12 protein-coding genes are annotated in these 14,787 nt (G+C 64.0%); 5 read left to right on the top strand and 7 right to left on the bottom strand.

The genetic code is table 11. The features are described 5' to 3' along the window. Positions 1-20: 20 nt before the first annotated feature. The 5 genes from QZY06_RS20025 to QZY06_RS20005 form a co-directional block, all read right to left on the bottom strand. Positions 21-1,784 carry an ABC transporter ATP-binding protein/permease gene (locus QZY06_RS20025; protein ID WP_367275692.1) on the bottom strand — a complete coding sequence of 588 codons (1,764 nt, stop codon included), beginning with the start codon at positions 1,782-1,784 and terminating at the stop codon, positions 21-23. Between the two features lie 142 nt (positions 1,785-1,926). Continuing rightward, positions 1,927-3,030, bottom strand: a complete 1,104-nt coding sequence (locus QZY06_RS20020; protein WP_295687518.1) for a M48 family metallopeptidase — start codon at positions 3,028-3,030, stop codon at positions 1,927-1,929. Between the two features lies 1 nt (position 3,031). Beyond that, positions 3,032-3,841, bottom strand: a complete 810-nt coding sequence (locus QZY06_RS20015; protein ID WP_295687515.1) for a TIGR00266 family protein — start codon at positions 3,839-3,841, stop codon at positions 3,032-3,034. A gap of 37 nt (positions 3,842-3,878) precedes the next feature. Next, positions 3,879-4,961, bottom strand: a complete 1,083-nt coding sequence (locus QZY06_RS20010; protein WP_295687514.1) for a L,D-transpeptidase family protein — start codon at positions 4,959-4,961, stop codon at positions 3,879-3,881. Positions 4,962-4,969: 8 nt separating this feature from the next. After that, the gene (locus QZY06_RS20005) at positions 4,970-5,947 is read right to left on the bottom strand and encodes a tetratricopeptide repeat protein (protein ID WP_295687512.1); all 978 of its coding nucleotides are present in this window, start codon (positions 5,945-5,947) and stop codon (positions 4,970-4,972) included. Positions 5,948-6,153: 206 nt separating this feature from the next. Here QZY06_RS20005 and waaC point away from each other — a divergent pair, with 206 nt between their 5' ends. Beyond that, complete coding sequence (waaC, locus tag QZY06_RS20000) at positions 6,154-7,149, top strand: lipopolysaccharide heptosyltransferase I (RefSeq protein WP_295687509.1); 996 nt, start codon at positions 6,154-6,156, stop codon at positions 7,147-7,149. Here the strand turns inward: waaC and QZY06_RS19995 are convergent. Continuing rightward, on the bottom strand, positions 7,103-8,164 hold the full coding sequence (locus QZY06_RS19995; RefSeq protein WP_295687506.1) for a hypothetical protein: 1,062 nt from the start codon (positions 8,162-8,164) through the stop codon (positions 7,103-7,105). The two genes, waaC and QZY06_RS19995, sit on opposite strands and share 47 nt — an antisense overlap. After that, on the bottom strand, positions 8,161-9,102 hold the full coding sequence (gene lpxL, locus QZY06_RS19990; protein WP_295687503.1) for an LpxL/LpxP family Kdo(2)-lipid IV(A) lauroyl/palmitoleoyl acyltransferase: 942 nt from the start codon (positions 9,100-9,102) through the stop codon (positions 8,161-8,163). The genes QZY06_RS19995 and lpxL overlap by 4 nt, the downstream gene beginning before the upstream one ends. 52 nt (positions 9,103-9,154) lie before the next feature. On the opposite strand from lpxL, the gene waaA reads away from it, so the two are divergent. From waaA to QZY06_RS19970, 4 genes are all read left to right on the top strand, one after another. Beyond that, the gene (waaA, locus tag QZY06_RS19985; RefSeq protein WP_295687501.1) at positions 9,155-10,447 is read left to right on the top strand and encodes a lipid IV(A) 3-deoxy-D-manno-octulosonic acid transferase; all 1,293 of its coding nucleotides are present in this window, start codon (positions 9,155-9,157) and stop codon (positions 10,445-10,447) included. Continuing rightward, the gene (locus QZY06_RS19980; RefSeq protein ID WP_295687500.1) at positions 10,444-11,547 is read left to right on the top strand and encodes a ligase-associated DNA damage response exonuclease; all 1,104 of its coding nucleotides are present in this window, start codon (positions 10,444-10,446) and stop codon (positions 11,545-11,547) included. The genes waaA and QZY06_RS19980 overlap by 4 nt, the downstream gene beginning before the upstream one ends. Before the next feature lie 474 nt (positions 11,548-12,021). Further along, entirely contained in the window at positions 12,022-13,332 is a 1,311-nt protein-coding gene (locus tag QZY06_RS19975; protein WP_295687499.1) for a nucleotide sugar dehydrogenase, read from the top strand. 28 nt (positions 13,333-13,360) lie between these two features. Next, on the top strand, positions 13,361-14,787 hold a 1,427-nt coding region (locus tag QZY06_RS19970; protein ID WP_295687496.1), incomplete at its 3' end, for a glycosyltransferase family 2 protein.

Below are 14,787 nucleotides of genomic sequence, written 5' to 3'. Positions count from 1 at the left end.
TGACAAAAGTACCCATTCAGTCATGCCGCAGGACTGCCAATCTGCTCGCCCAGTTGCAGATTCCACAGGCGGGCATAAGCGCCATTCGCGGCGAGCAGGCCGGCGTGCGAGCCGTGTTCGACGACCACGCCCTGATCGAGCACGACGATGGTGTCGGCATCGGTGATCGTCGACAGCCGATGGGCGATGACCAGGGTCGTGCGCCGCTCCGTGGCCGCCTGCAGCGCGTCGAGAATCGCCGCCTCGGCACGCGAATCCAGCGACGAAGTTGCTTCATCCAGAATCAGGATCGGCGGGTCCTTGAGCAAGGCGCGGGCGATCGCGATGCGCTGCTTCTCGCCACCGGACACCTTCAGGCCGCGCTCGCCCACGTGCGTCTCGTAGCCCTGCGGCAGGCGGGCGATGAAACCGTCGAGATGGGCCAGCTTGGCGGCGCGCTCGACTTCGGCGCGGGTCGCACCCGGCCGGCCGTAGGCGATGTTGTATTCGATGGTGTCGTTGAACAGCACAGTGTCCTGCGGCACCACGCCGATCAAGCGGCGCAAGCTGTCCTGCGGCATTGCGCGGAGATCGACGCCGTCGATGCTGATCGAGCCGTGATCCGGATCGTAGAAGCGGAACAGCAGCCGGGCCAGCGTCGATTTGCCAGCACCGCTGGCGCCGACCACCGCGAGCTTCTTGCCGGGCGCGATCACGAAGCTGACGCCGCTCAGGATGTTGCGGGTTGCGCTGTAGCCGAAGCGCACGTCATCGAAGCGGATCGCCGGGCTGCCACCGCTGGTGCGCAGCAGCGGCATGGCATCGGGCGCGTCGACGATCTTCGCCGGCTGCTCGATCAGGCCGAACATCTTCTGCATGTCGGTCAGCGCGCGGCGGATCTCGCGGTAGACGAAGCCGAGGAAGTTCAGCGGCACGAACAGCTGGATCATGTAGGCGTTGACGGCCACGAAGCCGCCGACGGTCATCGCGCCGCCGACCACTTCGGCCGCCGCCAGCCACATCATCGCGGTGATCGAGCCGGCGACGATCAGCGCCTGACCGGTGTTCAGCGCCGACAGGGACATCCGGTTCTGCGAGGTCGCGCGTTCCCAGGCGGCCATGCTGTCATCGTAGCGCTCGGCTTCCCAGCGCTCGTTACCGAAGTACTTGACCGTTTCATAGTTGAGCAGGGAATCGATGGCGCGGGTGTTGGCTTTCGAATCCATGGTGTTCGCCGCACGCACGAATTTGGTGCGCCACTCGGTCACCCACACCGAAAACGCGACATAGAGCACCACCGAAACGCCGGCGATCGCCGCGAACCGGCCGTCGTACTGTTTCCACAGAATGCCGGCGACCAGCGCGATCTCAAACAGCGTCGGCACGATGTTGAAGGTCAGGAAGCGCAGCAGGAAGCTGATGCCGTCGACGCCGCGCTCGATGTCCCGACTCAAGGCACCGGTGCGCCGCGACAGATGGAATTCCAGATCGAGCCGATGCAGATGCTCGAACACCTTCAGCGCGGCGCGGCGCTGGGCGCGCTCGGCGACCCGGCCGAAGACCAGATCGCGCAGTTCGCCGAGCAGCACATTCAGGAAGCGGAACGCACCGTAGGCGAGCAGCAAGGCGGCCGGCACCACCAGCACCAGACCTTCGCGCGGACCAAGGCCGTCGACCAGCTGCTTCATCAACTGCGGCAGCCAGACGCCAGCGATCTTGGCGATGAACAGCAGGCTCAGCGCGATCGTGAGGCGACCGGGAAACTCGGCCAGATAAGGCTTCAGCGCGACCAGCGCCTTGGCCAGTGATGGTTCGACGACGGCGTCTTCGGCAGCGTCGCCGGTATCAGGGGTGCGGCGGTGGCCGGGGCGGGACAAGGCGGTGATCCGGAGTGGTAGGCAGCGGTATGTTGCGCTGAACGCGGCCGGTTCAAGCCGCAGGCGATTGCTAGGACGCCTTGTCGTCCTGATCGAGGCTGGCTTTCACCGCCGGCCAGTCGATTGCCAGCGGCGGGTAGTCCTTCTTCGGCAGCGCCTGGATGCCGGCTTCGATCGCGGCTATGCGTTCCTCCGTGGCCGGATGGCTGGACAGCAGCGCGATCGGCATCTGCGGTGCCTCCTTGGCCAGGGTCCGGAAGAACGTCGCCATGCCTTCGGGCGCGATGTCGGCGCGAACCAGCGCTGCCAGCCCCTGGCTATCGGCTTCGGTTTCGAGATCGCGGCTGTAGTGAGTGGTGCCAACCTGGTAGGCGAGCATGCCGGCCACGGCGCTGACATCGCCGAGCAGCACGGTGGCCATCGTCGCCCAGCCGAGGCCGTTGACCATCGCCTTCAGCGTGTGGCGATTCTCGACGTGCTGCACTTCATGTGCGAGCACGCCGGCCAGTTCCTCGGGCGTCTTCGCCGCGAGGATCAGGCCGCGATGGACGACGACGTAGCCGCCGGGTGCGGCAAAGGCGTTGATGCTCGAGTCTTCGAGCACCGCCCAGTGATAGTGATAGCGCGAGCCGGCAGTGAGCTTGTTGCCGATGCTGCTGACGGCGTCGACGGCCGGGCCGCTATCGAGCAGTTTTCCGGACTGGCGTAGCTCGGCCATCGTCGATTTGCCGAGCTTTTCCTCGACCTCGGTCGGCACCATGCGCACCGCCCAGTCGACGATCAGCCCGTAGCCGAGCATCACGCTGATCACCAGTACTGCCAGGCTCGCCGCCAGCCCGCCGAGCAGCAGCCACTTGCCGCGATCGTTGCGGCCGCTGCGCACGTGCCGGCGCAGCGCTGTTTCGAGCGTGGCCGGTGCGCTGCTGATCAGGGTGGCGCGCGCCACCGTATCGAGGGGTGCCAGCGACAGTCGGCCGCGCGTGGCGTCGGTCCAGCCGAGGTAGAGCGTGTCGTGATCGAAGCCACCGGTTTCGACGGTGATCGCATCGGCCGCCGCTTCCAGCCGCAGATCACCGCCGACTTGCAGGCGATTGCCGACGAACTGCGCACTGACCTTCAAGCCGGCCGGCGGCAGGTCGCGGCCATAGAGCAGCGCGGCGAAGTGCTGGCTCATCTCAGACCGGCATGTCCATGGTCAGAATATTGATCACCGCGAAGGCGACAACGATCAGGAACCAGACAATCCGGCCGCGCGGGTTCGCCGTCATCGCCATGCCGAGCAGGGTGCGGCTCAGGCGCTTCAGCGGCATCGATTGCAGCCAGATGGTGCCGGGGCCGGATAGCTGGGCGAAGAACAGGCCTTCGCCGCCGAACAGCGCGGTCTTGATCTTGCCGGCGTACTTGATGTCGTAGCGCACCGAGCTTTGCAGCGCGACGAGGCAGCCGGTATCGACTCTCAGGCTCTGGCCGGGCGCCAGTTGCATTTCGGTCAGCGCGCCGCTGGCATGGACGAAGGCCACCCCATCGCCGGTGAGCTTCTGCATGATGAATCCCTCACCGCCGAACAGGCCGACTCTGATGCGCTTCTGCCAGGCCAGGCCCACTTCGACGCCGCGCGCGCCGGCCAGAAAGGCACCGCGCTGGACGATCAAGGTACCGCCGGATACGGCGAGATCGATCGGCACGATCTGCCCCGGACCGGGCGCAGCGAAGGCGACGCGGCGATCAGTAGCGGCGTCATTGCGGTAGATCGACGTGAACAGCGATTCGCCGCTGAACTTGCGGCGCACGCCGCGCCACAGGCGGCTGAGGAAGTGGGTTTCGCGGCCGCTGCCGTCGCCGATCTCGGTGGAGACCTGCACGTCGTCGTCGACGTACATCATCGCGCCCGGCTCGGAAACCGCGCAGCGGCCGGGGGCCAGGCGCACTTCGACGTACTGCAGATCGCTGCCGTGGATGCGGTACTCGATCGGGTCCATGTTCATCGCGGTGCTCCGGGTGCAGGTCCTTCGATTCGAGGGCTCAGCGGTTCATCTCGCGGACGATCTTCCAGGCGCCGTCGTCCTGACGCCGCCAGTACTGGTCCCTGCGGGCACCGGAAGCCAGGTCGTCGCCGGCCTGATTCTGGACGAACTGAGCCAGCACCAGACCGTTCTCGCCAGGATAGGCGAACAGGCTCAGATCGCTGAGCGTGATCTCGCTCTGGCTGCGCCAGTCCTCGATCGCCTTCAGCAAAGGCCCACGCTCGGCATCGAGCTGCGCGGCCGGCACCCAGTCGAGCTGCTCGGCGAGGATCACCGGCGTGCTGTCGACCCGGAGCTGCGAGCGCAGGCTGAGCAGATCGTTGTTCGAGAAGGTCACGCAGCCTTCGCTCGAACGCGGGCCGCGGACATAGGTATCGGTCGGCACGCCGTGCAGCCAGATGCCGGAACCGGTGCGGCCCTGCAAACGGTCCCAGGAATTCGGATAGCTCAGCGGCAGCGCGCCGGCGCCGTAGAGCGTTGGCAACTGGTCGTCGCCCATCCAGCCGGTGACGCGATAGATGCCGATCGGCGTGCGCAGATCGCCCGCGCTGCGCTTGCCGTAGCCGTTGCGACCGATGCCCGCATACAGGTTGCGCACCACGTACTGGCCGGAGCCGTTGTTGTCGATCAGGTAGGCGCGGCCCTTGGCGAGATCGACGACCAGCACGTTGCCGACCTCGTCCGACAGCTTCAGCAGCAGGCTGGGCACCAGGCCGGATGCCGGCAGGGCGCGCAGCTCGTCACTGCGGTTTCGATACTCGGCCAGCAGGGCGTTGAGGCGTGGATCGTCTTCGTTGGCCGGTGGCGAATCGACACGACCGCCGGAACGCAGCGCCAGCGCCTGGGCATACAGCAGCTGGGCGAGGCGGAAGTTGGGCTCGATGCTCAGCAGCTGTTCGAGCTGCCGGGTGGCCACGCCGTAGTGGCCGTCGCGCATCGCCGCCAGCGCTTCGGAAAGGCGGTCTTCGGGATGAATTTCCGCCCTGACCAGCGGCTCGTCAGGGGTGCTGTCGGCAATGCTTGAAGCGGCTGCCAGCAGCAGGCTCGTCGCTAGCAGCGCTGCCGCCAGCCCCTGCCCCAAGCTCGGACTCAGCGGGTGGTTTCCCGGGTGATCTTCCAGGTGCCGCCAACCTCGGCCATCTCGATGATCTTGCCGACCTTGTCGGAGATGGTGTCGGACGAGTAGTCCTGCGTGAACAGCACGCGGACGTGCTGGGCGTCGATCGACTGCACTTCGGGTGCCACCAGCTCGACATTGATCATCTTGGCCTTGCCGATACGCGCACGGCGCTGGAGCTGCCATTCGTCGATCGCGAGGCCGCCGTCGGGCCTGAACTCGGACGAATAGGCGGCGAGATAGGCGTCGACATCACGGGCCGACCAGGCTCTGGCCCAGACTTCCAGCGCTCTCAGCACGGCATCGCTGGAGGCAGGAGCACTCGGTTGAACCGCGGTCGGCGCAGCGGCGACAGGCGCAGGTGTTGCTGCAGTCGGTGCCACTGCCGCGGCGACCGGAGCTGGAGCGGCCGCAGGCGCAGCGCGGCCGGCACCGCCATTGGTCAAGCCGCTGAGCAGCGACAGCTTGTAGCGGGTCGACGCGTTGTTGGCGTCCAGTGCCAGTGCGCGGTTGTAGGCGGCACCGGCCAGCGCGGCGTAGATATCGCCGAGATTTTCGTGCGCGGTGGCGTAGCTCGGATTGGTGGCGAGCGCGGCTTCGAGGGCGTCGCGGGCCTTCTCGTAGTTGCCGGTCTGGGCGTACAGCACGGCGAGATTGTTGTAAGGCTCGGGCAACTGCGGATAGTCGCGGGTCAGCTCGGTGAAAGCCTTGATCGCTTCGGCGTTATTGTTCTGCTTGACCAGGATCAGCGCCCGCGTGAAGCGGCCTTCGGCGTCCTGCGGGCTGCCGGACAGGTAACGATCGATACGCTTGAGCGCGCCATCGAGATCGCCTTGGCTGATCAGGGCCTGGGCTTCTTCCACCGGCGTTGCCGCCGTTGCTGGCAGCGTCAGTGCTGTCAGGCCCATCATCAAAAGAAATGCAGCACTACGACGTACGGTGCGGTTCACACGTGACCTCTGAATTGGTTTCGATTCCATGAAGACAAGGGCGGGATCCTGCGGCTGCCGGCACTTCCGGCTGATTTACCGGTGGACCATTCGGCATGCGACCCTGCCTTTCCGATGGCCCGGAATATACCAGCAAGTTTCGGGCTGACCCATGACTGAAACCGCCCTGCAAGCCTCGCTCCCGACCTCATTCCTGCCCTGTTCCAATGAAGCTGCTGATCGTCAAGACCACCTCGCTTGGTGACCTGATTCATACGCTGCCGGCCCTGACCGACGCGGTACGCGCGGTGCCGGATCTGGCGGTGGATTGGCTCGCCGAGCGGCCGTTTGCCGAGATTCCACGCTGGCATCCGGCCGTCCAGCGGGTCATCGCATCCGACCTGCGGCGCTGGCGCAAGGTTCCGTTGACGACATTGCGGGACGGTGACTGGGCCCGCTTTCGTGACGACTTGTGTCAGACCCGATACGACCTGGTGCTCGATGCTCAGGGTCTGGTCAAAAGTGCCTGGCTGGCCAGCCGTGCCGACGGCCCGAGTGCCGGACCTGACTGGACATCGGCCCGCGAACCACTGGCTTCGTTGTTCTATCGCCATCGTTATGCGGTGCCGGCGCACGGTCAGGAACATGCGATCACCCGGACCCGGCGTCTGTTCGCTGCCGCACTCGGCTATCCGGTGCCGGCGGCGCTCGACGCGCCGCCGGACAGCGGCCTCGATCGCGATCGCTTCCTGTCACCCATGGTTGATCAGCCTTACGTGGTGTTCCTGCACGGCACCACCTGGCCGAGCAAGCGCTGGCCGCTGGCCGACTGGCAGGCGCTGGCGCGCTGGCTCAGTCAGCGGGGCCTCGCCGTGATGCTGCCCTGGGGCAACGAGGCCGAACGTGCCGATGCCGAGCGGATCGCCAGCGCCACGCCGGGTTGCCGGGTGCTGCCGAAGCTGGGGTTGACCGCCGTCGCCGGCTGGATCGCCCATGCCAAGGTCGTGGTCGGCGTCGATACCGGGCTGATGCATCTGGCAGCCGCCCTCGCAACGCCGGGCATCTCCCTGTATGGACCGACCTTGCCGCAGATGACTGGCGCTTTCGGCCGCAATCAGCATTGGCTATGTAATGAGGGCCAGCCCGCGACGATCGACCGCGAGCGACCGCTGACGGTCAGCCGCGAGCGGGTGATCGAGGCTTTGCGGTCATTGCCCCTGTAGCCATTATTTCGAGCAGCTCGGCAAGTTCGGCCCGGAAGCCGCCGTAGCTCAAGCCCACTCTTTCGGCCCGCTGCCGCGCCTGTTCGATTTCCAGCCGGTAGGCGCTGTCATCGCTCAGCAAGTGGATCGCCGCCGCTTCAAGCAGCGCCTCGTCGGCTTCCGGTTCAGCCAGCGCCGGAAACGCCAGCCGCTGCACCGCGCCGTTGCCGCCGATATTGACGATGCCGCAGAGCAGCGCATCGCCGGCGATCTGGCCCGGCACCCAGCCGGCATCGCGCTGGATGATCAGCCGATGGCGCGCCAGCTCCTGCAGGAATGCGGGATAGGGCAGCCGCTGCTCGACCCAGCGCAAGGTCGGGACGGTGCCGGTCGCTGCCAGCACGCGGGCACGGCCGGCCTCGCCGTCCAGATTGAATACGGTCAGCGGCGCGCCGGCCGTGCGGGCGATGCGACCCGCCAGCTGCAGCGCCTCGGTGTGACGCCGTGCTGGTTGTCCGAACTCCCGGGTGCCGACAACGATGCCGCTGCGGGTTTCGAGGGCTTGCGAGAAATCCCAGCCTGGCTCGTCGAATGGATACGGCGTGACGATGAAACGCACGCGCCCCGGCGACAGGCCGTAGTTCTGGTAGTGCGCGCAGCCCGGTTCGGTGGCCGCGAATGCGCCATCGCAGGCGGCCAGCACCCGGCGATGCAGCCAGCGCCGCCAGGGAAACCGCAGCTGATGCTCGATCTGGGCACTGCCGCTTTCCTTCCAGCTGACGAACACCGTCAAGCCGCGCGCCTTCAACTGGCGCACCGCGCGCAGATTGGCCAGACCACGCCGGCGCAGCAGCACGACCACGGCGTCGGCCGAGCCATCGACGGTGTCCGGCGTCTGGTGGAACTGGCCGCCAGTGGCGGCGGCCCAGGCCCAGTAGTTGATCGGCGCGTGGCCCGGCGCACCCGGTGGCGTCAGCCCACCGCGCCAGTCGACCGGCGCATCGCGACCCCAGGGGTTGACGACGTCGAGCCTCATCCGCGGGCGTAGACGTCCGGCGCGCCCGGCGGCTGGAACTTGAAGCGTCGGTGGGTCCAGAAATACTGTTCGGGGCAGATGCGGATCGCGTCCTCGATCAGCGCATTGATGCGCCGGGTGTCGGCCCGGTCATCGCCGCTCGGGAAATTTTCGAGCGCCGGACCCATGGTCACCACATAGCGGCCGTCGTCACCGCGGGCCGGGAAGAACGGCACGACCTTGGCGCGGCCGAGCTGGGCGAGGCGCGAGGTGGCGGTCAGGGTCAGCGCCGGCACACCGAAGAACGGTACAAAGATCGCACCCGGCACTTCCAGAGTCTGGTCCGGTGCGTACCAGACGGCGCCGCCGTTCCGTAGCGCGCGCAGCAGGTTCTTCAGGTCGTCCTTCGGCAGCGCCGGTCGGCCCGAGCGCTGCTCGCGCCAACGGTGCATCCACCAGTCGACGAAAGCGTTGTCGGCCGGCCGATACATTGCGTGGAACGGCCGATCGGCGAGGCAGATCGAGCGGGCGGCGATTTCCAGAGTGGTGAAGTGGCCGGTCAGCAGCAGCACGCCGGAACCGTCGGCCGTGGCGGCATCGAGATGCTCGACACCGCGCAGTTCCAGCCGACCCTTCAGCTTCGCGTCCGGTGCCAGCCAGGCCAGCAAGGTTTCAAACAGGCCCATGCCCAGCGCCCGGAAATGCGCTTCGACCAGCGCGACGATCCGCGCTTCATCGAACTCCGGGAAGCACAGCCGCAGATTGATTCGGGTCACCCGGCGCCGGCTCGGCAACAACCGCCAGACCAGCCAGCCCAGCGACGAACCGATCGCCAGCAGCCAGGAAACCGGTAGCCAGCACAAGGCGCGACCAATGCCGAGCAGCAGCCAGGCCAGCCACCAGCGGGGGTGCAGCAGTGCGCGCGGCAGCTTGGCGGAATTGGCTTCGTGGGCATTCATCCAGCGAGTTTAGCGTTGCGCGCCCGTCGATCGCCCCCCATGCTTGTTACCCGTGCGACTGCTCTACACCTTCCTGCTCTATCTCTCGACGCCACTGGTGTTGCTGCGTCTGCTGTGGAAAAGCCGCGAGCTGCCGGAATACCGCAGCCGTATCGGTGAGCGCTTCGGGCGGGTGCCGCGGCCGGCCGAGGACATCGCCGTCTGGGTGCACGCGGTTTCGGTCGGCGAGGCACTGGCGGCGCAGCCGCTGATCGAAGCGCTGATCGCCAGCCACGGCGAGCGCCGCATCTGGGTGACATCGACGACGCCGACCGGCTCGGCGCGAGTGATGGCCGCGTTCGGTGACCGCGTCCATCATTCCTATGCGCCTTATGACTTGCCGGATGCGGTCGCCCGTTTCCTGAGTCAGGTGCGCCCGGCCAAGTTGGTGGTGATGGAAACCGAGCTGTGGCCGAACCTGTTCCGCGCCTGCCGGGTTCGCGGCATCCCGCTGACCATCGCCAACGCCCGCCTGTCGCCGCGCAGCTTCCGCGGCTACGGCCGGGTGCACGGCTTTGCGCGGAACACTTTGCGCAACGTCGATTGCGTCGCCGCGCAGTCGAAGTCCGATGCCGCCCGCTTCCGCACGCTGGGAGCGCCGCGCGAGCGAGTGCGGGTAATCGGCAACTTGAAGTTCGATCTCGCGCTGCCCGATGTCCGGATCGCCGAAGGTGTCGCCCTGCGGGCCCGCTTCGGTGAGCGCCCGGTTTGGGTTGCGGCTTCGACGCATGACGGCGAGGAAGCCGCCGCGCTCGCAGCCCATGCCGCCCTCGTCGAATTGCAGCCGGACGCCTTGCTGGTGCTGGTCCCCCGTCATCCGCAGCGTTTCGACGCCGTCTGGTCGCTGATCGAAGAGGCCGACTTCGTTGCCGAACGCCGTGCGCGCTTGGCCGCGCTTGATCGTTCCAGCCATTCGCCGGAGCTGGAAAGCGTGCAGGTCTTTCTCGGCGACAGCATGGGCGAGATGTTCCTGTATCTGGCAATGGCCGATGCCGCCTTCGTCGGCGGCAGCCTGGTGGCAGTCGGCGGACACAATGTGCTGGAGCCCGCAGCACTCGGCCTGCCGGTGTTGTTCGGTCCGCACATGCATAACTTCGAGGCAGCCCGTGCTTTGTTGCTGGAGCGCGACGCGGCGATCGAGATTGAGGATGCAGCACGTCTCGCCGAAGAACTGGCCGTGTTGCTCGCCAGCCCCGAACGCTGCCGTGCAATGGGTGCCAATGGTGAAGTCGCCGTCGCCGGCAATCGCGGCGCGCTGAAGCGGCTGATGGCGATCATCGAAGCGCAGACCCCGGCATCGCCATGAAAGAAGACGATCTCGTCATCGTGCGGCCGGAAGGTCTTTACTGCCCGCAAGGCGATTTCCACATCGACCCCTGGCGTGGCGTGCCGCGTGCGGTGATCACCCACGCCCACGGCGACCACGCGCGGACTGGTAGTCAGCACTACTGGGGCGCCTCACGCGGCTTGGGCTTGTTGCGTGAGCGGCTGGGCAGGCAGTCGCCGATCACGCCGCTCGATTACGGCCAGAAGCTGCGCTTCAACGAGGTGACCATCTCGCTGCATTCGGCGGGTCATGTACTCGGCTCCGCGCAGGTTCGCATCGAGCATGACGATGGCCGCGTCTGGGGCGTGTCCGGCGATTTCAAGCGGGATGCCGATGCCAGTTGTGACCCCTTCGAACCGTTCCGCTGCGATACCTGGATCACCGAAGCCACCTTCGCGCTACCGATCTACCGCTGGACCGAGACTGCCGAGGTCGCCGCCGAGATCTTTGCCTGGTGGCAGGCCTGCAAGCAGGACGGTCAGGCGGCCGTGCTGTTCTGCTACTCGCTCGGCAAGGCGCAGCGGGTGCTCGCCGAGTTGGCCGCCCTCGCGGCGTCGCCGTTGGACGCCGCGTCGAAACCATCGTCCGACGAAATCGTCTATGTGCACGGGGCGATGCCCGGCCTGATCAAGGCCTATCGGCAAGCCGGCATTCCGATGTTGCCGACCGATGCCGTCGGCAATCAGCCGAAGGGCATGTCGTTCGCCGGCAAGCTGGTGCTGGCTCCACCGGGTGCCAGCGGCACGCCGTGGATGAAACGTCTGCATCCCTGCTCCACCGGCTTCGCCAGTGGCTGGATGCGCGTGCGCGGCGGCAAGCGGCGGTTGGCCTACGATCGCGGTTTCGTGATGAGCGACCACGCCGACTGGGATTCGTTATTGCGCACCATCGACGACACCGGCGCGAAACGCGTGCTGGTCACCCATGGCCATGGCGATGCATTGATCGCCCATCTTCGCGATCGCGGTATCGAGGCCGCGATGCTGGCCACACCGTTCGCCGGTGAAGGCGGTGCTGCTGATGATCACGACCCCGACGACGTTGCAACGCCGGCGCTTCCCCTGCCCGCTGAAAGTTAGGCAACAGATTTGACGAAGCCGGCCGATAGCCTGTGTGCGCTTAATTTTTCCTTAACTGTTGAATTGTTGGTCTGTTACAACTGTGCCGAATTGGAGTTTGGAGACAGAAAACTTGTCTCCGCTGCAGTTTTGTGACACGGGCCTAGATTGCCTCCCAATAGTGCACTTTTGTTCCTGTGACAGGTGATGTCGACGCCGTATACTTGTTGCGGTGCAGCGTTGAAGGCGTCGGATCTGCTCCGCGTTGGGGTTGCGTTCAGTTTTCTGCAGGTAGCGAAAATTACGCTGCCTGACCAAAGGGTTGCGAGCATGAAACGCGCGGGTGGCGCGAAACGTGCAGAAAGCCAAGCACAGGTTCTGGCGGTACGCGCTCGGCGTGTCACGCCGGTTCGGAATTTACGAACTCGTTGTACTTCGATCATTTGTCGCGAGCTCTTGCTACGGAGTCCGCGATCAGAATTTAGGGAGCAAACCGTGCAAATCAGTATTTTCGGGATGGGCTATGTCGGTGCCGTTTGTGCAGCTTGCCTGAGCGATTACGGGCACGAAGTAATTGGCGTTGACGTTTCCGCACTGAAAGTCAAGCTGATCAATTCCGGTCAGTCGCCAATCGTCGAGCCGGGTCTCGGCGAACTGCTCGCCAAGGGCGTTGCCTCCGGCAAACTGCGGGCGACCACCGACACCGAAGAAGCGATTCTCGGCTCGGAACTGACGATGATCTGCGTCGGCACACCGAGCAAGCGCAACGGTGATCTTGACCTGCGTTACGTCGATCAGGTGTGCCGCGAGATCGGTGCCATCCTGAAGAACAAGGCGGCGCGTCATACCGTCGTCGTGCGCAGCACGGTGCTGCCGGGTACGGTCAAGAATGTGGTGATTCCGGCGCTCGAACAGTCGTCCGGCAAGAAAGCCGGTACTGATTTTGGCGTTGCGGTCAATCCGGAATTTCTGCGTGAAAGCACCGCGATCGACGATTACCGCGAGCCGCCGATGACGATTATCGGCGAGCTGGATGCGGCGTCGGGTGAAGGTCTGGCCTCGATCTATTCGGTGCTGCCGGCGGCCGTTTTCCGCCGCCCGATCGAAACGGCCGAAATGGTCAAGTACACCTGCAACGTCTGGCATGCCACCAAGGTCACGTTCGCCAACGAGATCGGCAACATTGCCAAGGCTTGCGGCGTCGATGGTCGCGAAGTCATGAAGCTGATCTGCGAAGACGACAAGCTCAATCTGTCGGCTTACTACATGAAGCCAGGCTTCGCCTTCGGCGGTTCCTGCCTGCCGAAAGACTTGCGCGCGCTGAACTACCGGTCGTCCCAGGTGGAATCGGACAACCCGATGCTCGCCGCGATCATGCGCAGCAACGTTGCCCAGGTCGATCGCGCGTTCAACCTGATTTCCGCATTCGGCAAGAAGAACGTCGGCCTGCTCGGTCTGGCGTTCAAGTCCGGCACAGACGATCTGCGCGAAAGCCCGCTGGTCGACTTGGCCGAACTGCTGATCGGCAAAGGCTACTCGCTGAAGATCTTCGATCGTAATGTCGACCATGCTCGCGTCATGGGTACCAACAAGGACTACATCGACTCGAAGATCCCTCACGTCTCCAAATTGCTGAGTTCAACGCTTGAAGACGTGGTCAACGGTTCCGATGTCATCGTGCTGGGCAACAAGGATTCCGAGTTCGCCGATGTCGTTGCCAAGCTCAAGCCTGGCGTCAAGCTTGTCGACCTCGTCGGATTCATGAGCACTACGTCGACTGAAGATGCGCAGGGTATCTGCTGGTAGGCTGCCGCATTCACCAGGCAAAAATGCAATGACTCAACGGCGCCCGAACACCCAGGTAGCAGATGAAATTTCTTGGTTCGCACCACTGAAAGAGCTGACCGGCTGGTTATTGTTGCTCGCGACGATTGGCGGAATGATTCTTCTCCTTCCGTCGTTCACGCTCGACGAAGTTGGGCCACATTTTTTGGTGGCGGTGGGGGCGATCGGTCTTTGGCGGTACGCTTTACGTGGCGTCCATTTTGTACGTGCGATGTGGTTTTTGTATGTCGCGTACCCGAGATTGCGAGAGCGAGCTGAGAAAGCCGGCTCGAGTTCCGATCCGTCCCATGCTTATTTTATGGTAACAAGCTTTCGTATTGACGCTGCTACAACGGCACGGGTATATCAGGCAATTCTCGAGCAAGCCGTGGATTGTGGATATCCAAGCACGATTGTTGCGTCGATCGTGGAGTATGGAGATGAGCTGCTACTGAGGGCTCTCTGGGACACGTATCAGCCTCCTGAACGGGTGAAGCTGAAGATCGTTCGAATTGCTGGTACCGGCAAACGTGACGGTTTGGCTTTTGGCTTTCGGGCTATCGCCAGAGATTGCCCTGATCACCGAGCGTTAGTAGCTGTGATTGATGGTGATTCGGTGCTAATGCCGAACGTGATGCGTAAGTGCGCTCAGGTATTCCATCAGCTATCTAATGTGGGTGCATTAACGACTAACGAGTTTTGTACTGTGCTCGGGTCACCACTGATGAATGAATGGCACAAATTGCGGTTCGCTGAACGGCACTTGAACATGTGTTCTATGGCGCTGAGTCATCGAGTCTTAACACTGACCGGACGCATGTCGGTTTTCAGAGCTTCTATCGTTACTCAGCCAACGTTCATATCAGACGTCGAAAATGATTCGATACTGCATTGGCGTTTAGGCCGTGTGAAGTTCTTGACAGGCGATGACAAGTCGTCCTGGTTCAGCGTTGTCAGACATGGCTGGAGGACCTTCTATCTTCCTGATGCGGCTATCCAAACGATTGAGCATCCGCCCGATCCGAGTTTGATTCGTAGCAGCAGGACGTTGATGTTTCGTTGGTACGGCAACTCTCTCCGTCAGAATGGACGGGCACGGGAACTTGGTCCGTGGCGTCTTGGCTGGTTTACCTACTATGTGTTGCAAGACCAACGTGTACAGATGTGGACAGGTCTGCTTGGATTGTCTGCAGCGATTCTTGCGAGCATTCAGTACAACTTTAATTATCTGATTCTATTTTTTGTTTGGATAGGAATTACGCGCTGTCTGATGTGCGTGATGTTGATGGCAGCGGGACATCGAGTGGGGCCTTGGTATCCTCCGCTTATGTACTACAACCAGATCATGGGATCCTTGATCAAGATCGTCGTTCTGTTCTTTCCGGATCGCCAGTCATGGACGCGGCAAAAGACTACTTTAAACAAGCATTTGGATCC

The organism is uncultured Nevskia sp. (genome assembly GCF_903885465.1).
In the GTDB taxonomy this organism is placed as follows: domain Bacteria; phylum Pseudomonadota; class Gammaproteobacteria; order Nevskiales; family Nevskiaceae; genus Nevskia.
This window is presented reverse-complemented; position numbering and strand designations above follow the sequence as displayed.

Excerpts from the sequence above, each read along its gene's own strand:
- QZY06_RS19995 (WP_295687506.1), bottom strand. The coding sequence starts at position 8,164 with ATGAGGCTCGACGTCGTCAACCCCTGGGGTCGCGATGCGCCGGTCGAC.
- lpxL (WP_295687503.1), bottom strand. The coding sequence starts at position 9,102 with ATGAATGCCCACGAAGCCAATTCCGCCAAGCTGCCGCGCGCACTGCTG.
- QZY06_RS20020 (WP_295687518.1), bottom strand. The coding sequence starts at position 3,030 with ATGAGCCAGCACTTCGCCGCGCTGCTCTATGGCCGCGACCTGCCGCCG.
- QZY06_RS19980 (WP_295687500.1), top strand. The coding sequence starts at position 10,444 with ATGAAAGAAGACGATCTCGTCATCGTGCGGCCGGAAGGTCTTTACTGC.
- waaC (WP_295687509.1), top strand. The coding sequence starts at position 6,154 with ATGAAGCTGCTGATCGTCAAGACCACCTCGCTTGGTGACCTGATTCAT.
- QZY06_RS20015 (WP_295687515.1), bottom strand. The coding sequence starts at position 3,841 with ATGAACATGGACCCGATCGAGTACCGCATCCACGGCAGCGATCTGCAG.